This is a genomic window from Spongiivirga sp. MCCC 1A20706, from assembly GCF_046524175.1.
Classification (GTDB): domain Bacteria; phylum Bacteroidota; class Bacteroidia; order Flavobacteriales; family Flavobacteriaceae; genus Spongiivirga.
This window is the reverse complement of record NZ_JBEFZF010000006.1, coordinates 77,427-101,358: the sequence shown is the minus strand read 5'-3', so window position 1 is coordinate 101,358 and position 23,932 is coordinate 77,427. Positions and strand designations below refer to the sequence as shown.

Genomic DNA, 23,932 nt, shown 5'->3' with positions numbered 1-23,932 from the left:
TTTTGAGCAAGCTAACTTCTCGTTTTAACCTATTTTAGCATCTATGAAAGTAGACTACCTTGTTGTTGGTTTCGGACTTGCGGGATTATCCTTTGTTGAGCAATTAGAGCAAAATAATAAGAGTTATCTCGTATTCAATGATCATTCACAAGCAGCGACTAAAACAGCTGCAGGTGTCTACAATCCTACGAATTTAAAACGGTATACTGCCGTTTGGAATGCTGTTGAACATTTAAAAGTGCTTCCTCACTTCTTTGATAAAATCGAAAATCGATTAGGTATATCAATTCGATCGGAGATTCCTATTTATCGGCGTTTTTCATCGATTGAAGAACAAAATAATTGGGTGGTCGCTAGCGATAAACCGAAACTAGCTCCTTTTTTAAGTACTGACTTTATAAGCAATCCATTTCAATATCTTACTACCAATCAAGATCTTGGCAAGGTATTACAGACGGGCAGAATTGATACGCAGCTTTTAGTTAGTGAGTATATCTCATTTTTGATGAGAAAGCATTTGGTAATATCTGAGCCATTTGTGCATAAAAAAATTGTTTTCGATTCCGATGATGCTATTTCTTATGAGAGTATTTCGGCAAAAACAATTGTATTCTGTGAGGGCTATGGACTAAAAAAGAATCCGTTTTTTAATTATTTGCCATTGCAAGGCAATAAAGGAGAATATTTAATTATAGAATCGGTTGATTTGAAAGTAGACGTAATACTTAAAGCTGGATTATTTATTGTTCCGTTGGGTAATGATCGGTATAAAGTTGGAGCTACTTTTGACCGAGAGGATAAAACAAATGCAATAACCGATAGGTCGAAAAATAAAATCGTAGAAAAACTAAGCAAAGCAATTGCATGTCCTTTCAAAATTGTAAACCATGTAGCAGGGATACGACCGACTACAAAAGACAGAAAACCATTTTTAGGCAGGCATCCACAATACAAGCAATTGGCTGTTTTTAATGGTTTTGGTAGTCGTGGCATTTTAATGGCGCCAGCATTATCCGCTCAGCTGTATAATTACCTAGAAAAAGGTCATTCTTTGGGTAGTGAAGTAGATATCGCCAGATACTCTATTGACTAAGATTTAACGAGATTCTTATCGTAACTCATAAACATATTAATCCAAATATTTCTGGATAGTCGCATAATAACCGGCATAAAAACCACCATGGTGCCCACTATTGAAATAAAGGCAACTTTTAAATTTGTTCCTAAAATCAAATAACTAATCACAAATGCTGCCACTGCAAATACAATTCCTACGGCATAACTAACGTACATGGCACCGTAGAAAAATGAAGGTTCAATTTTATATTTAGTATTGCAATGACCACAACGTTCATGCATCTTTAAGGTTTCAGAAAGCGCGTACGGATTTTTATTGACGTACATACTTTCCTGCTGGCACTTAGGGCAACTACCCTTTAAAATACTCGAAATTTTACTCCCTTTACCAATCATTTTTTTATCCTTTTATCTAAATATAAATTTAATCATCTTTGCAGAATTATAAATGAGAAGTGAATAGGATATTCTTATATCACAATAGCATAAAATTACTTTTTTTCGACGATGCTTAACATTCATAATTTATCGGTTTCTTTTGGTGGAGAATACCTGTTTGAAGAAATTACATTTCGGTTAGGAGCAGGAGATCGTGTTGGTTTAGTCGGTAAAAATGGTGCCGGTAAATCGACCTTGTTACGTATTATTTCAGGAGAACAAGAGTATGATACCGGGCAAATTGCAACGGATAAAGAAGTTACGACAGGTTTTTTAAAACAAGATATTGATTTTGTAAAGGGACGAACAGTTCTTGAAGAATCGTATGAAGCATTTTCTGAGATTAAGAAACTGGAACGTCAGCTTGAAGAGATTAATCAGCAACTAGCGGAACGCACCGACTATGAAAGCGCTAGTTATTCGCAGTTAATGATCGATCTGAACGAAGTACAACACCAGTATGAAATTCATGGCGGATATGATTATCAAGGACAGACAGAACGAATTTTACAAGGCTTAGGGTTTAAACGATCTGATTTTGAAAAACTAACTGATACCTTTTCTGGTGGGTGGCGAATGCGTATTGAACTTGCCAAACTACTACTTCAGGATAATGACATTTTGTTGCTGGATGAGCCTACAAACCACTTAGACATTGAATCAATTATCTGGCTGGAAGATTTTTTAAAATCATACGCGGGTGCGGTGGTAATAGTTTCGCATGACCGTATGTTTTTAGATAACGTGACTAATCGAACCATTGAGATATCATTAGGACGTATTTATGATTATCCCAAACCATATTCTAAGTTTTTGATTTTACGCAAAGAACTGCGCGAGCAGCAACTGGCCACTCAAAAGAATCAACAAAAACAGATTGAGCAGACCGAGAAATTAATTGAAAAATTTCGTGCCAAAGCCAGTAAAGCAAGTATGGCGCAATCACTTATAAAAAAGCTTGATCGTATTGAGCGCGTTGAAGTAGATGAAGAAGATAATGCAGTAATGACATTACAGTTTCCGGTTTCTGTAAATCCGGGTAAGGTAGTACTAGAGGCCTCGAACATTAGTAAAAACTATGATAATAACCACGTACTATCTAATATAGATTTAATGATAGAGCGGGGCACAAAAACCGCGTTTGTCGGGCAAAATGGTCAAGGCAAGTCTACATTAGCAAAGATTGTTGTTCAAGATATTGATCACGAAGGAGATCTAAATCTTGGGCACAATGTTCAAATAGGATATTTTGCTCAGAATCAAGCCGATCATCTTGATGGGAATTTAACAGTGGAAGATACGATGATTCATGCTGCGAACGAGAAAAACAGAAGTAAAGTACGTGATATACTGGGGTCGTTTTTATTTCGTGGTGATGACGTAGATAAATATGTTAGGGTATTGTCTGGCGGAGAGCGAAATAGATTAGCGTTGGCAAAACTATTGTTGCAACCCTTTAATGTCTTGGTAATGGACGAGCCGACGAATCATCTTGATATTAAATCAAAAAATGTACTCAAAGAGGCGCTTTTAAAGTTTGAAGGCACACTTATTTTGGTTTCTCACGATCGAGATTTCTTACAGGGACTTACTAACCGTGTTTACGAGTTTAAGGATAAAAAGATAAAAGAATATTTAGGTGATATTGATTTTTACCTAGATCAACGAAATATTGCTAATCTACGGGAAGCAGAAAAACGAACTATTCAGTTTACTAAGGAAGTAGAAAAACCGAAAGAAGGAAAACGATCGTATGAAGATCAAAAGAAGCTCAAGTCACTTAATAATCGTCTAAGTAAGGTCGAATCACAAATCAACCAGCTTGAAAAAGAAATCAAAAGGATTGATGTTGAATTAGAAATCAATTATGATGCTACCGTTGCTAACCCTGATTTCTTCGATTCTTATCAAAAAAAGAAAGATACCCTTGAAAAATTAATGGAGGACTGGGAAGAAATCACAGAAAATCTAGAACAGTTTTAAATCCTTTTTCTAGCTATTTATTTAAGACTTATTTAACTACGGGCTGTTTTCTAGATATCTACTTTTGTTTAACAATTAAAATATATTGTTAGTCAATTAAAGTCTGGTTCGTTGAGCTAACTTTCAAATTAAATAACCAAAATGATTGCACGTCGCATTTTACTTTCTTTATTGGGAGTGCTACTAATTGCGCTTGCTGTGGGAGCTGCGTATCTTTTAATATCTGGGAATAAACGGAAGCGACCAGAGCCAAAGAAAATTGTAAAAATGGTAAATGTGGATACCGTGCAAAATGGTACCATACCTATTACTATTGATGCCAAGGGTAACTTAGTTGCTAAGAGAAGAGTAGAGTTATTTTCTGAAGTTCAGGGTGTTTTTAAATCAGGGACGAAATTATTTAAGCCAGGACAGCCGTATAATTTTGGCGAAACCTTGTTGCGTATTGATGCAGATGAATACTATGCAAGTGTAAAATCGCAAAAAAGTGCACTTTATAATCAAATAACAAGTATAATGCCTGACCTTCGGTTAGATTATCCCGACGAGTATTCAAAATGGCAACAATACCTAAATACCTTTGATGTCGATAAAGTGACACCAAAACTACCCAAAGTTACTTCAGAAAAGGAGCGGTATTTTCTATCGGGTAGAAACATTTTCACCTCGTATTATAATGTTAAAAATCTCGAACAACGATTAGTTAAATATACAATTAAAGCACCCTTTAAAGGCATCTTAACACAAGCTTTGGTAACTGAGGGGACACTAATACGTCCCGGGCAAAAATTGGGCGAATATATCGACACAGGAGCATATGAACTTGAGGTTGCTATTAATAAATCATATGCTGATTTGTTAGAGGTAGGTAAAAAGGTGCAGCTTACTAATCTTGACAAGACGAGGCGTTATGAAGGTATTGTGTCTCGAGTAAATGGTAACGTTGATGTCGCTTCACAAACAATAAACGCCTATGTAACAGTTAAGGACGGTGCTCTTCGAGAAGGAGTGTATTTAGAAGCTACGCTTGATGCTAGGGAAGAAAATAATGCGATTATGGTAAGCCGTAATTTGTTGCAACCAAATGATCAAGTGTTTGCAGTAAAAGACTCTGCCTTAACCTTAGTGCCTGTTACACCAGTTTATTATACTGAAAAATCGGTGGTTTTAAAAGATGTTCCTGATGGTACGGTCTTAATCAAAAGTCCAGTCCCCGGTGCATATACGGGAATGTTGGTTAAAGTATTCAAAGGTAAAAAGCACAAAGAATCTAGCCAGAAAAAAGTATCAGCCAACAACAATTCTTAAGCAACATGCGAAAGCTCATATCTTATTTTATTAAGTATCACGTTGCAGTTAATGTAATTGTTATTGCTTTTGCGGTTTTTGGAATTTTTGGCGCACTCTCCTTAAACTCATCATTTTTTCCTTTAACTGACTCTAAAAATATTTCGATTAATATTACCTATCCCGGTGCTTCACCTCAGGAAGTTGAGGAAGGTATTGTCCTTAAAATAGAAGACAATTTAAAGGGGCTTGAAGGTGTAGATCGCGTAACGTCCGTATCTCGGGAAAATAGCGGAAATATCAATGTAGAAATTGAGAAAGGCGAGGATATTGATTTTATGCTGCTGGAGGTAAAAAATGCAGTAGATCGCGTGCCTACATTTCCAACGGGTATGGAACCTCTGGTCGTCTCAAAATTAGAAGCAGTAAGACCTACTATTACCTTTGCTATAAGCGGGGAGAATATACCACTGACAACCTTAAAGCAAATTGGCCGCCAGGTTGAAAATGATCTTCGTGCTATCGATGGTATTTCTCAAATTAATATTACGGGTTATCCTGATGAGGAAATTGAGATTGCTGTTAATGAAGGCAGCTTATTAGCCTACAATATTTCATTTAACGAGGTGTCACAAGCGGTAAGTAGATCTAATATTCTTACTACTGGCGGTACTATCAAAACCAATGACGAAGAGTATTTGATACGGGCAAACAATCGCGCCTATTATGGTGATGAACTTTCTAATATTATTGTACGAGCAGATGCTTCAGGTACTACCGTCAGATTAAAAGATGTTGCTAGTATTCGCGATCGTTTTTCGGAGACAGCCAATGCCTCCTTTTATGATGGCAATCCCTCTGTAAGTGTCACCATAACTAGTACAAATACTGAAGATTTAATTGGAGCAGCTGATAAGGTAAAAGAATACATAGAAGATTTCAATATAAAATACAACAATGTTCAGCTAAACGTAGTTAGTGATGCTTCTACCACACTTGTTCAGCGAACAGAATTACTTACTGAAAATGCTATAATAGGGATGATCTTAGTACTCATCTTTCTAAGCTTATTCTTAAATACTAGATTAGCTTTTTGGGTTGCCTTTGGTTTGCCAGTTGCATTTCTTGGAATGTTCATGTTAGCACCTTTTTTTAATGTCACTATTAATGTGCTATCGCTATTTGGGATGATTATTGTGATCGGTATTTTGGTAGATGATGGTATTGTCATTGCAGAAAATATTTATCAGCATTACGAAAAAGGAAAAAAACCAATTCAAGCTGCCATTGATGGAACGATGGAAGTAATTCCACCAATTGTGTCAGCCATCATTACTACAATACTTGCTTTTGGTATCTTTTTGTTTTTAGATGGACGCATTGGTGACTTTTTTGGTGAAGTCTCCGTGATAGTAATTTTGACTTTAGGCGTTTCACTAATTGAAGCACTTATTATTTTACCTGCGCATTTGGCACATTCAAAAGCGTTACGGCAAGACGGTAAAAAGCCAACCACCACTATCGGTAAAATTTTTGGTAAGCTAAGGTATATCAACACCTTTGGCGATAAAATAATGCGGTGGTTGCGCGATAAAATGTATAGCCCTGTGCTTCGCTTTTCGCTTGAAAACAAGTTTTTTACCTTTTCCTTATTTATTGTTTTTGTTGTTTTAACGGTGGGAAGCTTTGGTGGTGGCATAATTCGGGGAGCTTTTTTTCCGCAAATTGCGAGTGATCGTGTGGCTGTAACCCTAAACATGCCAAACGGAACCAATGAAAAAGTAACAGAAAGTATTATTTCTTTTATTGAAGAAAAAGCAATCGAGGTAAATAAAGAACTTACAGATGAGTATTTAGCAGGGACCGGCAATGTTCTTTATCAAAACATAGTGAAAAATATTGGTCCTGGGTCAGCAACAGCTTCTTTAAGTATTAATTTGCTTCCTGGTGAAGACCGCCCTGATAATTTACCTTCTTCATTAGTAACCAATCGACTACGAGAAAAAGTGGGTCCTATAATAGGTGTTGAAAGTTTGGTTTTTGGCAGCGGAGGAAACTTTGGAGGTAGTCCTGTTTCGGTTTCGTTATTAGGAAATAACATTAATGAATTGAAAGCTGCGAAAAAGGAACTCAAAGCACTTTTTGAAAGTAATTCCCAGCTTAAAGATATTGTTGACAATGACCCTGCAGGAATCAAAGAAATTAGTATTGAACTAAAGGAGAATGCCTACTTGTTAGGGTTGAGTTTACGTGATGTTATGGCTCAGGTACGAGCTGGTTTTTTTGGCGCCCAAGCCCAACGTTTTCAACGTGGTCAAGATGAAATTCGTGTTTGGGTGCGTTACGATAGGTCGAATAGATCATCTATTACTGACTTAGATGACATGAGAATTGTAACGCCCGCCGGTCAACGTATTCCTCTAGCTGAAATTGCGAATTACACTATCGAACGAGGTAATGTTGCCATTAATCATTTAAATAGTCAGCAGGAAATTCAGGTTTCGGCGGATTTAAAAGACCCTAAAAACAGTAATCTTACTGAAATTTTAGCGGAGATAAAGCAGGTTGTTGAAGAAGATATTTTGGTAAAATACCCAACAATTACACCATCATTTGAAGGTCAAAATAGAGAGCGTAATAAATTAATGGATTCCTTAGGGCCGGTTGGTTTAATTGTTCTTCTGTTAATCTATATCACTATTGCTTTTACATTTAGAAGTTATAGTCAACCATTTTTGTTATTGTTGTTAGTGCCTTTTAGTCTTCCGGCGGTAGCCTGGGGTCATTGGATTCATGGTTTCCCTGTAAACATTTTGTCAATGTTAGGAATCATCGCCCTTATTGGTATTATGGTTAATGATGGGTTGGTGTTAATAGGAAAATTCAATAGTAATTTACGCAGTGGGATGACATTTGATACGGCTATTTATGAAGCGGGAAGATCGCGCTTCAGAGCAATTTTCTTAACATCAATTACAACCATCGCTGGTCTGGCTCCTTTAATTTTTGAAACAAGTAGGCAGGCTCAATTCCTTATTCCTATGGCTATATCAATAGCTTATGGTATAGGCTTCGCAACGGTTTTAACGCTAATTTTAATGCCAATTTTCTTGTCGTTTAGCAATTTCTGGAAACGAGAATATACTTGGTTATTTGCTAATAGACCTATAAGTAAAGAAGAGGTTGAGCGAGCGATCAAAGAACAAAAGGAAGAGCAGGAAATTGAAAAAACTCCGCTGAATGGGAAGCATACTGTTCCTACAACTACTGATAAAGGACTAAGTACCGACAAAATCGAAGAATTTTATGAAGCTTAAATACAAGTCACTGCTAGTAATTTTATTATGCAGTGTGATAGCTAAACTATATTCTCAAGAGATTAAGGAAGAAACCTTAACTAAAAAGGAAGCCATTAGCCAAATGCTCGAAAACAACTTCGGGATTTTGTTAGCGAATAATCAAGTGGCGGTGGCTAAGAATAATAAGAGTATTTTAAATGCTGATTATTTACCGAGTATTACAGGAAATGCCGGTGGTAGTTTTGACCAAAATTCATCGACTACTGATTTTAATGGTGCTCTTGATAACCAGGGTAATCCGCGTCCAGATATTGAGATTAATGATGCGGAAACTAGACGATACAATGCTTCAATCAATCTAGATTATACGCTGTTTGATGGATTAGGTCGGTACTACAATTATAAACAATTAAAAGAGGAATACAATTTATCACAATTACAAGCTCGCGAAACAATAGAAAATACGATGTTGCAACTGTTTAGCGTGTATTACGAAGTTGCAAGACTAACAGAAAATGAAACTGTTTTGCAAGAAGCGCTTGCTATTACAAAACAACGAGAAAAAAGAGCTGAATATCAATTTGAATATGGTCAGGCCAATAAGTTAGCGGTATTAAACGCCCAAGTTGATGTCACAACCGATAGTATTAACATATTAAATGTGCAGCAACAATTGCGAAACGCGAAACGAGATTTAAATGTGGTTCTAAACAGAGAATTAGCGAAGCAAGCAAATGTTGATACTACCGTTGTATTTGTTAATGAATTGGTGGTTGACAGCTATTTGGAAACGGCGGCAACAAACAATGTACGTTTGCAGCAGGTTGATCAAGATATAAAGATTAGTGAGTACCAAATTAAAGGTGCTAAATCATTTATCCTTCCTACTATTGGTTTAACGGGGAGTTACGGTTGGAATACATCTGATAACCCGGCTTCTGCATTCTTTCCTGGAACTACTCAAAACTCGAACAACCTAAACGTAGGGCTTAATTTACGGTGGAACTTGTTCGATGGAGGGAGGTCTATTGTGGCACTTAAAAATGTGAAGATTGCCAATGAAAGTCAGCAACTAATAAAGAAACAATTACAGCAGCAAGTTCTAAGAGATATTGAAAATGCAAAGGACAGCTATAAAAATGCATTGACTATTTACAGGTTGCAAGAACAAAATGTATTGACTAGTAAGGACAATTTCAATCGATCAGAAGAACGGTTTAAACTGGGGCAAATCACCAGTGTGGAGTATAGACAGGCTCAACTAAATTATCTGAATGCGCAAACGACCAAAAATGCAGCGAAATACACTGCTAAATTGGCTGAACTGGCCGTATTACAATTAAGTGGTCAATTATTAAATGTGGAATTCTAACTACTCAACGCTAACTACTAAGGAATGAACGAACACTTTTTTCAGTGCCCTTATTGTTGGGAGGAAATATCGATGTTGCTTGATCCTTCCGCATCACAAACCTATATTGAGGACTGTGAAGTATGTTGCAATCCTATTGAAATTGACGTCGTTTTTGAGAATAGCGAATTAATAAGCTTAGCAGTTAGAGATATTGAGCAATAAACATTAGTTTTTCAATTCATTAATATCCTTTTTTAGCATTTCAATTGAGTTTTGTAGTTGTAATAAAGTGCTGTTGCTATTAGGATTAGTGTCTATATCAAAACTCAATGTACTAGTCACTTGCCATAATTCCTGTATCTCTTTTTGATCTATCTGAATCGGAGGGTACTCGGCATTAATCGATATTAGCATTAGCTTTGATGGGTCTTGCGGTAACTGTATCTTTTTTACCAGAACACTATCCTTTAAAACGACCACGCAAATTGCATTTTTGTCAATATCTTGAATTCTTTCGATCGCTTTTCCTATCACCCATTCATTAGGTTTTAAACTAGGTAACATACTATCGCCTTCTACTTGAAAACCTCTAAAGGTAGCATTTCTAAATTCGGGTAATGGTAAGTCAAAAGCGGGTAATTGCTCAAACCAATCTACATCTTGCAAGTTATGTGGATAGCCAGCGGCTGCTTTTACATTAACCATTACCATATTATCATTATCGTTACTATCGACAGTAACTACTTTTGGCATGACATTCTGAGTGGTTTCTAAATACTGTTCAAAACTTTTACCGTACAACCAAAGCGGGTTGATTTTAAACTGTCTCAATAATTCCATGACAATACTGCCGGTAATCTTTGTTTTACCGCGCTCAATATCAGCAGTGCTATTTTTCGTGCCAAGCTTTTCGGCGAATTGTTGCTGGGTGAAACCTAGTATTTCTCTAACCTTTTTAAAGCGTTGTGCTTCAGTAGATAACTGTTTTTCCATATCTCAAAGTTATGAATTTTTGGAATAATTCCAATTTTTTATTGGATTATTTCCATTTATTAGGAAAAATTCCATATATTTGGAAAAAATCCAAGAAGCGAATGTCTTTTGATCGCATTAATGAGAAATTAAATATTCTGGCAGATGCTGCTAAGTATGATGTGTCATGTGCATCGAGTGGTAGTGATCGTAAGAATAAGAATAAGGGTCTTGGTAATGCATCTAAAATGGGTATTTGTCATTCATATACACAAGATGGACGTTGTGTTTCGCTATTAAAAATATTGCTTACAAATCACTGCATTTTTGATTGCGCGTATTGTGTGACTAGAAAAAGTAATGATGTAAAACGAGCGGCATTTAAGGTACAAGAGGTGGTCGATTTAACGATCAATTTTTATCGCCGCAATTATATAGAGGGGTTGTTTTTAAGTTCAGGCATTTTTAAGAATGCTGATTTCACAATGGAACGGTTGGTTGCGGTGGCTAAAAAGCTTAGAAAAGAAGAGAATTTTAACGGGTATATACATTTAAAGTCTATTCCAGGCGCCTCAGATGAATTAATGTATGAGGCCGGATTGTATGCTGATAGGTTGAGTGTGAATATCGAAATACCTACTAAAAAAGGATTAAAGTTACTCGCGCCAGATAAAAGACGAGAAGACTTTTTAAAGCCGATGAATACGGTAAAAAATGAGATTGTAAAGTATAAAAACGAAAAGAAAATAATAAAGAGTACACCGGTTTATGCACCCGCAGGGCAAAGTACACAGATGATCGTTGGCGCTAGTGGGGAAAGCGATAAAGATATCATGTACGCATCTAGCTTCTTTTATAAGAATTTTAAGCTTAAGCGGGTGTATTATTCTGGTTATGTGCCAATAAGTAACGATAGCAGGTTGCCATCTTTGGGGTCTCCGGTACCCATGCTACGTGAAAACAGATTGTATCAAACTGATTGGTTACTTCGGTTTTACGGATTTGAAGTACAAGAGTTATTAAATGAACCGCATCCTAATCTTGATGTGGAAGTCGATCCGAAGTTGAGTTGGGCACTTCGTAATCTGGATTATTTTCCTGTAAACGTGAATACTGCAAATAGGCAAATGCTAGCACGTGTACCAGGGTTAGGAATGCAATCTGTTTATAAAATTATACAAGCAAGAAAGTTTAGGGGTTTGAATTGGGATCATCTCAAGAAAATAGGCGTGGCTCTTAACAGAGCCCGCTATTTTCTTATTTGCAACTCGGTAGACTTCGAAAAAAGAGATCTTACATCGGCACAAATACGAAGTCTTATTATACAGAAAACGAATAGCAAATATCAAGGTTTTTACAATAATCAACTAAGTCTGTTTAATTAACGATACATTATGGAAGCAATTTATTTATACGACGGTACATTCGAAGGTTTTTTAACTACAGTATATCAGGTTTTTGAAGAAAAGCAGTACAAAGCAAAGATTGTAAAACCTAAACATTATCAACCGGATATGTTTGTCAATACAACAGATATTGTAACCGATCTTCTTAAAGCAAAAAGAGTTTGGCGTTCATTAAATCTAAAGGCGACAAAAATGGGGGCAAATCAATTACGTAAAGCTTTTTTAAGTGAGATAAAAGGTATTGAAAACGTATTACTTAGGTACATTATTTATGCGTACTCCACAGAGTCTTTTGTAAATATTGATTATTCTAATAAAGATGTGTTAAGAGTGTCGCAAATTGCACAAATGGTAGGAAGGGAAAAACACCGTATGGAAGCTTTTGTGAGGTTTAAATTGACTAAAGACGGTTACTATTTCGCAGAGATAGCACCAGATTTTAACGTTATTCCGTTAATAGAAAAGCACTTTAAAGATCGATATGCAGATCAGCAATGGGTTATTTATGATAAAAAACGTAAATATGGAATTCACTATGATTTACAGAAGGTGCATACCATCGTTTTTGAGGATACTAATTATCAAAGCACTGATGATATTAGTTTGTTAGATGAATCAGAGACGGAATATCAAAAGCTATGGAAAGATTATTTTGACTCGACGAATATCGAGAGTCGAAAGAATATGAAGTTGCATAAACGTCATGTTCCTAAGCGGTACTGGAGATATTTAAGTGAAAAACAGCCTGGCTAAAATGGGGGTTATTTAGGTTTGTTTTTAGGGAAAAGCCCTGATGGCTAAATCGCGGCTAGGTTGTATCTTCATCATCAATAAATTTTTAAGCTATGCCCGATCAACCTAAATTTAGATTATGTATTACCATGGCAGGAGCCGTTTCTGCCGGTTCCTACACTGGCGGTGTTGTTGACTATTTGTTAGAAACCCTTGAACTTTGGGAAAAAGCCAAGGAAAAGAATCGAAGTTTGGGAGAAGGGCATCCTGATTATGACAAGAGCATTCCTATGCATGATGTTGAAATCGATGTTATTAGTGGTGCATCAGCCGGAGGGATTACAGGGACTCTTACAATGTTGTCGTTGCTTGACAAAAACCACAGGCCATATAACGAGAATAACCCAAATGGGGTTAATAATAAGTTTTATGAAAGTTGGGTAACCATGGCTGACAATGGTAGAGGCGATACACTTGAAAAAATGTTACGAAATGATGATTTGAAAGATAAAGTTCCTTCGCTACTTAATACAGATGCTATTGAAGAAATTGCGGATAAGGCGTTGAAGGTCGTGAGTAGTCAGGATTCAATTACTTTCCCCTCTTATGTTTCTCAGGAATTGGATTTGGTGTTAACCACAACTAATTTAAGAGGAGTTAATTTCAAGGTGGATTTTAGTGGCGCTAACAAGAATGATGATAACGGAACGGTCATAACTACACATGGAGGTTTTTTTAGATATAAAATCGCTAATGGCGATTTGAAAAGTGGTATCCCTGATGGTGGAGATGAGTTGTTTTATGTGATAGATCCTAAAGATGAAAAAGATATTGGTGCTTTGCGAGACGCCACATTAAGTACTGCTGCTTTTCCGATTGGGTTGAAGTCAAGGGAGATTACGATATCAAATGAGTACATTAAACGTTTTCCTAGATATTTATTTGGAGATAGAGAAGGAATAACTGCACAAGAAATAGAAGGTGATACATATACTTTTAATAGTATCGATGGGGGTCTCATAAACAATGAGCCATATGGAATTGGTTTAAAAATCCTTAGAGAGCGCATGGATAAACAAGATTTTGATAATGGCAAATATGCCGTTATCATGGTTGATCCTTTTCCTAATAAAGATACTGATACCAGTAAAAGTGAAAGCAATGGCATATTGGATATTGCTGCTGGAATGTTTAAATCACTTAGAAATCAGGTAATGTTTAATCAGGACGGGATTCTTGATGCGCTGGACTTGAAAAATAGAACTAAGTTTTTGATAGAACCTGTAAGAAAAGTAGAACGCAACGGAAGTTTTAAACTTGCCAAAAATGTGCTTGCTTCTGCTCCTATTAGTGGTTTCGCAGGTTTTTTAAGTGCAGATTTACGAAAACACGACTACCAATTGGGACGGTACAACTGTCAGGCTTTCCTTAGATATCATTTTTCGGTAGCACTTGGTGCTGTAAAAGATCGATTGGGAGTAGGTATAACTGATGAAGCATCTTCAAGATTCCGTTTTTCTGATAAACCCAAAGACGAAACGGGAAATATGCATTTTCCTATCATTCCTGATATGCGTGTGTTAAAAAATTTTGATGAGCAACTCGATACAGATACTTATGGTGCCGATGCTAAGATCAGTTTACTCCCATTTCCTTCAGTAAATTTTGAGCACTTTGAAAAAAAGTATAAGAAATCAATTAAAAAAAGACTTCAAAAGGTCAGTAATGGTTTAATTGATAATACTTTTTTTAAAATTGCTAATTGGCTTTTTTTAAGAGGTAAAATGTATAAAGCTGTTATTGGTATGATTAAAAAAGAACTTAAAGAAGGCGAGTTATTGAAATAGTTACTGTTTTAGTAACAGGATCAATGCTCCTAAGGCGGTAAGAATAAGGATCATTTTCCGGTAAAAATGATCTTTGATTTTTTTAACAAGACGTACTCCTAAAACTAATCCAATTACAACAGGAACAATTAATTTCATGTTTACAATCATCGATTCGATCGTAATCGTTTTCCAAACGAAAATGTGAAAAGGCAACTTAAATAAGTTGATGAAAAAGAAAAGCCACGCAGCAGTACCAATAAACTCATTTTTTGGTAATCGCATAGCTAGAAAAAAAATGTTTGAAAATGCCCCTGCTAAATTACCAATCATGGTGGTAACACCGGCCATGGTACCCATAAAAGCGGCGAAAGTAGGATGTGTGGGAACTTTTTTTGATTTTCTTTGGTCCCACCAGTACATCATGATAACGCTCAGTAAGATAACGATAGCCATTAATTTTTTGAAAAGCGCTTCAGGAATGTCTTTGCCAACTAATACACCTACAATGACACCAAACATCATCCAGGGTAGAAAGCGTTTTAAAATGGACCATTGGGTATGACGGTTATAATAAACGACAGCAAATATGTCTCCAACGATTAGTAAGGGTACAATAAGCCCGGTCGATCTTTTTGCTCCAAATGAAATCGCCATTAATGTAACGATGATAACGGCAATACCTTTAATTCCTGATTTGGAAATCCCTAGTATAATTGAAGCAATAACAGCTGCTGCCCATGCAGTATCTGAAATGTCATTTTGGTAAAACAGCGCGTACTGCAATTTCGTTCAATGAGTTATTTAAGTCAAAGATATCTCAAATCTCACTAAAAGTAAACCTAAAATTTAACAGAACCGCTAGGTAATAGTATTTGAAACTGTAGCTGTAGAATGAAGATTAGTTTGTTCTTGAGCGATGTCTTTTTGCTCAACAACATATGCCAGAATTAACAAAGCACAAGCCAAAATGGCGATTACATATTTTTTCATTGGTCGGATAATTTGGGGTTATCTTGAATACAAGATTACTAAATTTTATTAGAATCCCAAATTTTTGTATAAAATTTTAGGTTATAGTCGTCCAAATGGTTTAAAAATTACAAACTATTTAGTGGCTGTCTTTTTTTTCTATTGATGCCTATTCGATATTGTGATTAATTTATTAATGCCTGGTCTTGTGTAAATATAAAATGGTTGTATATTTGCAGTCGATATCGCGGGATAGAGCAGTAGGTAGCTCGTCGGGCTCATAACCCGAAGGTCACAGGTTCGAGTCCTGTTCCCGCTACAATAAGCCAAATATGAAAGTATTTGGCTTTTTTTGTGCCCATTTTTGAACATACCAAGAGAAGGAATTACTTTTTATCAATTAAGGACCTTTGAATAACAAATTAATTCTTGAATTGGCTGGTATTCTGTATTTAAATGCTTAAATTTCATAAAATCTTGTTAACGTAAATGATCAAAAGTTTTATTAACCAGATAGGTGTTGCCAATTTTGTTTTATTATTAGTGGTGTTATCTATCATTGTTGTCTCAGAGTACGTTTATATATCTGGCAATAAACTTGATGCAATTTTTATAGGATTATGGGCGCCGACCATTTTAGGCTTCATGATCTATCTTAAAAGAGCTAAATAATGGATATAGTAATTATATATGCTGTAATCGTTTCCATCTTCTTCGTTGGGTGGCTTGTTACCGTTATAAAGGCATATAACGATACCTATCGAAACAACTAGTTTTTGCAATTGTAATGACTATTTAATTTTATCATATTCTAGCCGTGTATCAATATCCCTAATTACACTATCATTTTCCATCTCGAGCCTTACTAAAGAACCTTTAAACTTTTTCAATAAGGGTTTGGCTCCGTCCATATGGTCTAAATTTAGAATCTCATCTTTGAAATGATGACTGAAAATAGTCGGGTTTCCAGGTTTATTCTGATAAAAAGGACGCACTATAGTTTGTTGGTTACTGTGCTTAAGAAATTGCTTTAAGATACTATTGTAATCTTCAGTTTGAATAAACGGCATATCACCCAAACAAATCATGTATCCTTCTGTCGTGTGCTTTGCTGCTTGTATTCCATATTGAATGGAGGTCGTCATGCCTTTTTCATAGTTGGAGTTGTGAACCAATTGTATAGGCTTGTCTGTTGGAATAAGAGTCTCAATTTCTTCTCTATAATGCCCCGTAACGATAATAATTTCACTAACAGATGTTCCTAAAAGCTGCATGATCACTTCTTGAATGATGGTATGATCTTTAAACGGTAAACTTAATTTACAGCGGTTCATTCGTGAAGAAAGTCCAGCTGTAAGTACTATAGCTGTGATATGACTATCAACCTGCATTAAGAGGTTCCGTTTGAAAGTAAGTTGGTCACAAAATCCCGATCTTCAATAGTATTTGCGTTAAGAAGTACTTTTTCATCTGTTAATTTGATAACTGCAACATCAGTGTTAATTAACACTTTCCTGGGACAAGAATATCCTTGAGAAAGATAATGTAATAGAACGGGATAGGCACGGGGTTCCCAGATGGTAATCAGTGGTTCAGGAAATTGTGTGTCTGAATTAAAAAAGCAGGTGGCCAATTTGCTGGTATCCCTTTGTGAAACCAGTTGGTCAATTGTCTTTTTGTCCAATAAGGGCACATCACAAGGAACACTAAACCAAGCGGTATTAGGATTTTTCTGAAAAGCTGATAAGATTCCACCATAAGGGCCAAGTCCGACAAAAGTATCGAGGATGGTATTCTTAATTTCTTGATCAGTTGCTAGAGAAACAAATACATCATCACAGACTGTTTTTAACAAATCGTTCAAATAGTCTAATTGCGAGGTCCCATGATAATTCAGGGTAAGCTTATCAATTCCCATTCTTGTGCTCTTACCTCCACCTAGAATAAGTCCGTTTAATCTGGGTTTCTTCTTAATTATAAATTCTTGAATAAATCTAGCAATATCATCCTCATCCTTTTCAATAAAAATGGGTAGTTCACTATAATTAGGAATAAGTTTTTTGATGTAATCCGGAATGTCTTTATCGTCAATTCCAATAAATGCGATGACGTTGGTAAGCGCCGCACTGCGTTTGTCTAATGAAGATTCTTTCTTAGCATCTATAATAACAATCTGATTATTGGCGCGTTCGTGATTTCCATTTACAAGGGTAAGATCACATGCATCAAAAACACTTTGCTGTTGAATAAAATTAGATTTTGGGTGTATGTCAAATTGATGATGTGAAATCTTGTCAGTTAGCATACTTGCAAACGGCTCTCTATGCTCAACAGTTTCTTCATCATGTGAAGCGTGGTCCGCATCTACATAGGCTACGGTGAAATCACCTTTTAAATGTTTGGCGGCCGATTTTGCTATTCTTTGAATTCTACCACAATTACTTCCCAAAAGGCTTATCTCATTACTAGCGAAAAACCCACTATCGGGCTTTGTTAATTTTGCATGTTTCTGATGCTTCATATTTGGGCAATTATGTTTGTTAATCTCTCTTTTTTATTCAAAACTGAGGTTAGTCTAACTAAATTACCGTTTTTTTCAGTAATTTTCTCATATGGGTTCATCCTATTCTCAAATATATGCAGACTACAATGCGACTACGCCATGCGATGAGGAGGTGATAACAGCAATGTTGCCTTTTTTTGTCAATGAATTTGGAAATGCTTCTAGTGCGCATCATGCCTTCGGTTGGCTTGCAAAAGATGCGATAGATGAGGCTACGTCTAACATCGTAAAATGTCTAGGAATTGATGTGCGGGAGTTAGTATATACCTCTGGTTCTACTGAGGGTATAAACGCCGTTTTAAAGGGACTTTTTTTTAAAGATGGGAACAAGAAAAAACATATAATAACAGTTAAAACAGCCCATAAGGCTATGATCGATGTTTGTAGTTATCTCGAACAAAAAGGAGCATCGATAACTTATCTTTCAGTTAATTCAGATGGGCTTATCGATTTACAAGAGCTTGAAAAGACTGTTACTGACCAAACTTTAGTAGTTGCTATACTTTACGGAAATAATGAAACCGGAGTAATACAACCTCTTGACGATATATCAGAAATTTGTAAAGCGAACGAATGTTTGCTTTTTGCTGATGCCACACAAGCGCTAGGTAAGCTGGCATTGGATAACTTCTTTACTAAGATAGATTTTGCATGTTTTTCAGCGCATAAAATATATGGGCCTAAAGGTGTTGGATTTAATTATGTGAATCAGAATAAAGCTCAAATGTTAATGCCTTTTATTCACGGAGGGGGACAACAACGATCGATGCGAGGAGGAACCTACAATAACCCCGGTATTGTGGGTTTGTCAAAAGCGGTTACTTTGGCTTTTAACAATCTAAATGAAGAAAAAGAGCGACTAAGGCGGTTGCGAAATCTCTTAGCAGCAGGAATTACTGAAATAGAATCTGTTATTGTTAATGGTGGCAATACTGATCAATTGCCAAATACTCTAAACTGTTCATTTGAGTATGTAGATGGTGAACAACTACTTCGGTCATTGAGTAAAGAAATTGCCGTTTCTAATGGGTCTGCTTGTAATTCAGCAGCAGTGAATCCTTCTCATGTACTTACAGCAATGGGTATTTCGAATTCATTGGCCATGGCGAGTGTCCGATTTAGCCTCGGTCGTTATACCACTGAAAATGATGTTGAAAGTATCATCAATTCGGTAAAAAAGACTGTAGTATCCTTACGGGCCGAGAATATTATGTGGGAACGGAGAGGAGTTTGAGAGTTAAGAGTTGTAAGTTCAGAGTAGAGAGTTCGAGAACTATTTTTTACCTATTAACATTGTATTTCTTCATACAATTTTCTATCGAAAATCACTCGAAATGACAATTTTGATTCAATATAATTTTAAATAATAGAAAGTAAAACCAAAATGCTGAAGTTGTTTAAATCTTAGTTCCGCTCATGTATAGGACCTTTCTTTTCACGCAGCAAGCCACCTTTTTTGCCTGAAAAAACAGTAAGTACTTCTGCAAAAATACTGGTTGCAATTTCTTCCGGAGTATTTGCGCCAATTTCTAATCCGCAAGGGGCATAAATTCTAGAAAAATCTGATGCATTCAAATCTTCACCAGTCTCTAAAAGCTCTTTTCTCATTTTGTCAAATCTTTTTTTAGGTCCTAAACAAGCAATATATGGTGCACTAGTTTTTACCGCTTTTTTAAGATTATTTAGATCAGTCTTATAATCATGGGCCATTAAAATGATTGCAGTACGATTATCAATATTTGTCCATGGGTTATCCTCTTTTGTGAATAACCTAGCTACAGTATGTAATCGATCTTTTTTAAGTTTTTGAAGATTTCCTGTTAGGCTAATTTCCCAATCTAAAACCGAGGCCAGGTCAATCATAGGGTATACATCATAATTATCCCCGAAAATGGCAAGATGAAAAGGCGCAGGGACATATTCAATAAATACACTTACTTGCTGCTCATCATAATCGTAGTGGTAAATTCGTGATTTTTTAGTGCTAAGCACTGTTTCAACATCCGCTACAACTTTTTTTTCTAGCTCAGGATCATCACAATTTTCTAGAAGCTTAGTATCTGTATTATAGTAAAAAGTTCCTCCTAATATAACATTAGAACGCTGATGATTATGGGCAGTAATTGTTACGATAATATGTGTTCTTCTCGCGGAAATACACTTTTCAAGTGCATACAATGCGCTATTTTTCTGATTAATAGGAGATATTAAAACATCGATTACACCATTGCACCCCAGTCCTACGCCGATTTCATTTTCGTCATCTTTAGAAGTGTCATAGGTGACAATAGACGGCTTGTCTTTTAAAATCGCTATTTGTGATCTCTTAAGTGCATCACCCTCCAAACAACCGCCGCTTATCCCACCTTCAAAAACCCCTGACTCATAAACAAGCATTCGTGCACCTTCTCTTCGATATGAAGATTCTTCTACCCGAACAACTTGTGCTATTGCGCATTTTTCATCTTGTTCTTTATGGGATTTATATAATGATAAAATGGATTTTATTTCTTTCATTGATTGATGACTCTAAAGCTTTTTTATGAAAAATTTATTCGATTATGATCCTAGTTTAACCTAATAAATATCGTAAATTCATTCTTTCGATAAAAGGTACATAAAAGTAGGCTTTTAAATAGAAAAAGATTTTCTCAATCTAAATGAAAGATAGTTTTAACAGGTCGATTAACTATGTAAGAATCGGAGTTACCGATAGATGTAACTTACGTTGTTTTTATTGTATGCCCAAAGAAGGTGTTCCGTATGAACCAAGTGCACATTTGTTAAGCTATGAAGAAATCACGCGCCTTTTAAACGTTTTAGGGAATCTTGGTTTTAATAAAGTACGATTTACTGGAGGCGAGCCCTTTTTAAGAAAGGATTTCATGACCCTACTCGAAAAAACATATACCCTTGATCAATATCCTGATATCAGAATCACTACAAATGGGACCTTAATGACAAAGCAAATTCCCAAGCTAAAAGAAATGGGAATTACCAAGCTAAATCTAAGTTTAGATTCCTTAGATGCTAAGCGATTTAAGAAGATTACCCGACGGGATGATTTTGATAAAGTAATGTCCACTTTTTATACCCTTTTGAAAGAAGGTTTTAAGCTTAAAATTAATGCGGTGGTGATGAATGATATAAATACAGAAGATATTATTCCATTAGTCGGTCTGGCAAAGCAATATCCTGTTTCTGTTCGTTTTATTGAGGAAATGCCTTTTAATGGAGGGTACAAAAAGAATAAAACGGTCTTTAAAGCCACTGACATCTATAATACCATTATAAAAAAGTATCCTGATTTTCATAAAAAAGAAGGTAAACACGGAGATACAGCCACTAGCTATCGAATCGATGGTTTTCTAGGGGATGTTGGTATTATTCCTGCCTTTTCAAGAACCTTCTGTAATACCTGTAACCGATTGCGAATAACTGCAAAAGGAGATATCAAAAGCTGTCTGTATGATAGCGGAGTATTTAATATTCGGGATTTTATGCGTTCAGGGGTTACCGATAAAGAACTAACTGAAAAATTTGTGGAACTAGTAAAGCTGAAACCTGAAAACGGTTTTGTTGCCGAAAAAATGAAGAACACAAAGCACGATCATCTTGAAAGTATGAGCGTAATAGGAGGGTAGCTATGGAGCGTACGTTTATCACATTTACCGAAGCGCTAGAGACTATTGCCAATCAAGTCCGAAAGTTTCCAATAGTTAGTGTCCCAATTACCGAAGCGGGTGACTGCTTTCTTGCTGAAGATTTGATTGCGGACCGTGATTTTCCTCCTTATGATCGAGTTGCTATGGATGGTATAGCAATAAATTACAGTTCTTTTGAAAGTGGGATTCTACAATTACCTATTCAAGAAACCGCGGCCGCGGGATCACCACAAAAAACATTAATTAATCGGGATGATTGTATAGAGATCATGACAGGAGGTATCTTACCTAATAATGCCGATACCGTAATTCGCTATGAAGACCTAGCCATTGAAAATGGCGTCGCTAACATCATGATAGACACCGTAAAACAAAAGCAGAATATTCATTTTAAGGGTGTTGATATCAAACAAGGAACAGTTGTTAAGAGTAAAGGAGAACGGTTGTCAAGTGCTGAGATCAATGTGGCTGCCGCAATCGGGAAAGATTATTTGAAAGTAATAGAAATGCCCAAGGCTGCTATTATTTCTACTGGTGATGAATTGGTTGATGTACACGAGAAACCTTTAGCCCATCAAATACGAAGATCGAATGTTTATGGTATCAAGAATACTTTAAACGAATGGGGAGTGCCATGCGATTTAAAGCACTTGCCTGATAATAAAATTGAAATGGAACAAATTATCAAAGTCTTACTAGAGACTTATGATTTTTTGGTAATTACTGGTGGAGTTTCTAAGGGGAAATACGATTTTTTACCGGATGTACTTACCGCATTAGGAGTACAAAAGCACTTTCATAAAATACAACAAAAGCCTGGAAAACCATTTTGGTTCGGAACTTCAGATGATGGCAAACCTGTATTTGCCTTACCTGGAAATCCAGTTTCATCGTTTGTGTGTTTGTATATATATATTCGTCATTGGATTCGAGCTTCTTTAGGGACTAAGGCGTCTGAAACCTATGTGGCTTTATCCGAGGATATTCAATTCAAACCTGATCTAACGTTCTTTACAGAAGCGAAAGTGCATAGCGGAGAAGATGGGGTTTTACATGCAACGCCCATTTTTGGAAATGGATCTGGCGATTTTGTGAACCTGGTTCATACAGACGGTTTTCTGATACTGCCCCAAGGGAAAACAGTATTTAAAAAAGGAGAAACGTATCCGTTTGTTTATTATAGAAATGAGTTATAAAAATGAATATACTTTTATTTGGTATAGCGAAAGACATTGTCGGACAATCAGTCCTAGAAGTGGAAGATGGAGCTAATTCGCCTAGAACTGTAGGTGAACTAAAAAATTATATTGTTCAACAGTACCCAAAATTTCAGGAGTTATCATCGCTTGCTATTGCTGTAAACAGTAATTATGCTAGCGATATGATGAAAGTAAATGATGGTGATGAGGTGGCGATTATTCCACCAGTAAGCGGCGGTTAATGATGAGTATAGAAATAAAAATAGTTGATAATATAGATACAGCAATTGCCTATAAACAGCTATCACATCCCAAAAGTGGTGGTGTTTGTGTGTTTATTGGAAGTGTACGTAATGTGACACAAAATGAAACTGTTGAGGCGCTAGACTTTGAAGCCTACGAGAAAATGGCACTTAAAGAAATGCAATCAATAGCAAAAGAAGCAACCGAAAAATGGGAATTGAATAAAGTCTTGATGCATCATGTAGTAGGTAAAAAGCTAATTGAAGAGCCTGTTGTAATGGTTGGCGCTTCATCGGCTCATCGTAACCCTTGTTTTGAAGCGTGTCGCTATTTAATTGATACCTTAAAAGAGCGAGTTCCTATATGGAAGAAGGAGTTTTTTGAAAATAAAACGGTTTGGGTATCTTCAACTCCCTAGGGCATTACAGATTTTACATGAACATGAATAAAAAACTCTCACATATCGATAACTCCGGTAATGCTTCAATGGTTGACGTTTCAAATAAGGTTGTTTCTACTAGAGTTGCCATCGCTTCAGGAAAAGTGACTTTTCCTGAAAAAGTTTTTGCAGCATTAAAAAGTCAAGACTTTTTAAGTAAAAAGGGCAGTATCACCCAAACAGCAATAATTGCCGGGATTCAGGCTGTAAAGAGAACAGCTGATTTAATTCCTTTATGTCATCAACTACCGTTATCAAAAATAAACATTGAAATTGATCCTATTCCTGAAGGCTTAGCCATTAAATGCGAGGTAAAATGCAATGAACGCACTGGTGTTGAAATGGAGGCATTGACTGGTGTATCGGTAGCAGCACTTACCATTTATGATATGTGCAAAGCACTCTCTCATGATATTCATATAACAGATATTCATTTAGACAAAAAGACTGGTGGAAAATCAGATTTTGCTCGGTAAA

General features: G+C 36.1%; 23 protein-coding genes and 1 tRNA gene. 17 read left to right on the top strand and 7 right to left on the bottom strand.

The features are described from left to right. Positions 1-43 precede the first annotated feature (43 nt). Positions 44-1,093 (top strand): NAD(P)/FAD-dependent oxidoreductase, encoded by a 1,050-nt coding sequence (locus ABN763_RS14685; RefSeq protein WP_410486245.1) that lies wholly within the window; start codon positions 44-46, stop codon positions 1,091-1,093. On the opposite strand, the gene ABN763_RS14680 is transcribed toward ABN763_RS14685, so the two are convergent. Continuing rightward, a complete protein-coding gene (locus ABN763_RS14680) occupies positions 1,090-1,473 on the bottom strand; it encodes a DUF983 domain-containing protein (protein ID WP_410486244.1) in 384 nt (127 codons plus the stop codon). The two genes, ABN763_RS14685 and ABN763_RS14680, sit on opposite strands and share 4 nt — an antisense overlap. 111 nt (positions 1,474-1,584) lie before the next feature. Here ABN763_RS14680 and abc-f point away from each other — a divergent pair, with 111 nt between their 5' ends. The 5 genes from abc-f (at position 1,585) to ABN763_RS14655 (ending at position 9,660) form a co-directional block, all read left to right on the top strand. Next, positions 1,585-3,498 (top strand): ribosomal protection-like ABC-F family protein, encoded by a 1,914-nt coding sequence (gene abc-f / locus ABN763_RS14675; RefSeq protein WP_410486243.1) that lies wholly within the window; start codon positions 1,585-1,587, stop codon positions 3,496-3,498. Between the two features lie 141 nt (positions 3,499-3,639). After that, positions 3,640-4,806: an efflux RND transporter periplasmic adaptor subunit gene (locus tag ABN763_RS14670; RefSeq protein WP_410486242.1), complete on the top strand. Its 1,167-nt coding sequence runs from the start codon at positions 3,640-3,642 to the stop codon at positions 4,804-4,806. A 5-nt stretch (positions 4,807-4,811) separates the two neighbouring features. Continuing rightward, entirely contained in the window at positions 4,812-8,102 is a 3,291-nt protein-coding gene (locus tag ABN763_RS14665; protein ID WP_410486241.1) for an efflux RND transporter permease subunit, read from the top strand. Continuing rightward, positions 8,092-9,456, top strand: a complete 1,365-nt coding sequence (locus ABN763_RS14660) for a TolC family protein (RefSeq protein ID WP_410486240.1) — start codon at positions 8,092-8,094, stop codon at positions 9,454-9,456. The genes ABN763_RS14665 and ABN763_RS14660 overlap by 11 nt, the downstream gene beginning before the upstream one ends. Before the next feature lie 24 nt (positions 9,457-9,480). Next, a complete protein-coding gene (locus ABN763_RS14655; protein WP_410486239.1) occupies positions 9,481-9,660 on the top strand; it encodes a CPXCG motif-containing cysteine-rich protein in 180 nt (59 codons plus the stop codon). Between the two features lie 3 nt (positions 9,661-9,663). On the opposite strand, the gene ABN763_RS14650 is transcribed toward ABN763_RS14655, so the two are convergent. Next, the gene (locus tag ABN763_RS14650) at positions 9,664-10,431 is read right to left on the bottom strand and encodes a helix-turn-helix transcriptional regulator (RefSeq protein ID WP_410486238.1); all 768 of its coding nucleotides are present in this window, start codon (positions 10,429-10,431) and stop codon (positions 9,664-9,666) included. A 101-nt stretch (positions 10,432-10,532) separates the two neighbouring features. Here ABN763_RS14650 and ABN763_RS14645 point away from each other — a divergent pair, with 101 nt between their 5' ends. The 3 genes from ABN763_RS14645 (at position 10,533) to ABN763_RS14635 (ending at position 14,395) form a co-directional block, all read left to right on the top strand. After that, positions 10,533-11,795 (top strand): putative DNA modification/repair radical SAM protein, encoded by a 1,263-nt coding sequence (locus tag ABN763_RS14645; RefSeq protein ID WP_410486433.1) that lies wholly within the window; start codon positions 10,533-10,535, stop codon positions 11,793-11,795. 9 nt (positions 11,796-11,804) lie between these two features. Next, entirely contained in the window at positions 11,805-12,569 is a 765-nt protein-coding gene (locus ABN763_RS14640; protein WP_410486237.1) for a TIGR03915 family putative DNA repair protein, read from the top strand. Between the two features lie 92 nt (positions 12,570-12,661). Then, a complete protein-coding gene (locus ABN763_RS14635; RefSeq protein WP_410486236.1) occupies positions 12,662-14,395 on the top strand; it encodes a patatin-like phospholipase family protein in 1,734 nt (577 codons plus the stop codon). Here the strand turns inward: ABN763_RS14635 and ABN763_RS14630 are convergent, their stop codons facing one another. Beyond that, positions 14,396-15,160, bottom strand: a complete 765-nt coding sequence (locus ABN763_RS14630; RefSeq protein ID WP_410486235.1) for a sulfite exporter TauE/SafE family protein — start codon at positions 15,158-15,160, stop codon at positions 14,396-14,398. Positions 15,161-15,235: 75 nt separating this feature from the next. Next, complete coding sequence (locus ABN763_RS14625; protein WP_410486234.1) at positions 15,236-15,367, bottom strand: hypothetical protein; 132 nt, start codon at positions 15,365-15,367, stop codon at positions 15,236-15,238. A 225-nt stretch (positions 15,368-15,592) separates the two neighbouring features. Between ABN763_RS14625 and ABN763_RS14620 the strand changes: the two genes are divergently transcribed. Beyond that, positions 15,593-15,665 (top strand) — tRNA-Met (locus ABN763_RS14620). A gap of 170 nt (positions 15,666-15,835) precedes the next feature. Next, complete coding sequence (locus ABN763_RS14615; RefSeq protein WP_410486233.1) at positions 15,836-16,018, top strand: hypothetical protein; 183 nt, start codon at positions 15,836-15,838, stop codon at positions 16,016-16,018. Positions 16,019-16,137: 119 nt separating this feature from the next. On the opposite strand, the gene ABN763_RS14610 is transcribed toward ABN763_RS14615, so the two are convergent. Both ABN763_RS14610 and ABN763_RS14605 read right to left on the bottom strand, forming a co-directional pair. Then, positions 16,138-16,737 (bottom strand): NTP transferase domain-containing protein, encoded by a 600-nt coding sequence (locus ABN763_RS14610; RefSeq protein WP_410486232.1) that lies wholly within the window; start codon positions 16,735-16,737, stop codon positions 16,138-16,140. Continuing rightward, entirely contained in the window at positions 16,737-17,867 is a 1,131-nt protein-coding gene (locus ABN763_RS14605) for an NTP transferase domain-containing protein (RefSeq protein WP_410486231.1), read from the bottom strand. The genes ABN763_RS14610 and ABN763_RS14605 overlap by 1 nt, the downstream gene beginning before the upstream one ends. Before the next feature lie 91 nt (positions 17,868-17,958). On the opposite strand from ABN763_RS14605, the gene ABN763_RS14600 reads away from it, so the two are divergent. Continuing rightward, a complete protein-coding gene (locus ABN763_RS14600; protein WP_410486230.1) occupies positions 17,959-19,143 on the top strand; it encodes a cysteine desulfurase family protein in 1,185 nt (394 codons plus the stop codon). A gap of 170 nt (positions 19,144-19,313) precedes the next feature. Here ABN763_RS14600 and ABN763_RS14595 read toward each other — a convergent pair whose 3' ends face one another. Beyond that, on the bottom strand, positions 19,314-20,426 hold the full coding sequence (locus tag ABN763_RS14595) for an XdhC family protein (RefSeq protein ID WP_410486229.1): 1,113 nt from the start codon (positions 20,424-20,426) through the stop codon (positions 19,314-19,316). A gap of 143 nt (positions 20,427-20,569) precedes the next feature. On the opposite strand from ABN763_RS14595, the gene moaA reads away from it, so the two are divergent. Genes moaA through moaC form a run of 5 tightly spaced genes read left to right on the top strand, consistent with a single transcriptional unit; the run spans position 20,570 to position 23,931 of the window. Further along, the gene (moaA, locus tag ABN763_RS14590; RefSeq protein WP_410486228.1) at positions 20,570-21,553 is read left to right on the top strand and encodes a GTP 3',8-cyclase MoaA; all 984 of its coding nucleotides are present in this window, start codon (positions 20,570-20,572) and stop codon (positions 21,551-21,553) included. A 2-nt stretch (positions 21,554-21,555) separates the two neighbouring features. Next, on the top strand, positions 21,556-22,770 hold the full coding sequence (locus ABN763_RS14585) for a molybdopterin molybdotransferase MoeA (protein ID WP_410486227.1): 1,215 nt from the start codon (positions 21,556-21,558) through the stop codon (positions 22,768-22,770). A 2-nt stretch (positions 22,771-22,772) separates the two neighbouring features. Next, positions 22,773-23,015: a MoaD/ThiS family protein gene (locus ABN763_RS14580; protein WP_410486226.1), complete on the top strand. Its 243-nt coding sequence runs from the start codon at positions 22,773-22,775 to the stop codon at positions 23,013-23,015. Then, positions 23,015-23,434 (top strand): molybdenum cofactor biosynthesis protein MoaE, encoded by a 420-nt coding sequence (locus tag ABN763_RS14575; RefSeq protein ID WP_410486225.1) that lies wholly within the window; start codon positions 23,015-23,017, stop codon positions 23,432-23,434. Before ABN763_RS14580 ends, ABN763_RS14575 begins: the two co-directional genes overlap by 1 nt. Before the next feature lie 23 nt (positions 23,435-23,457). Then, positions 23,458-23,931, top strand: a complete 474-nt coding sequence (gene moaC / locus ABN763_RS14570; RefSeq protein ID WP_410486224.1) for a cyclic pyranopterin monophosphate synthase MoaC — start codon at positions 23,458-23,460, stop codon at positions 23,929-23,931. Position 23,932: the final 1 nt, after the last annotated feature.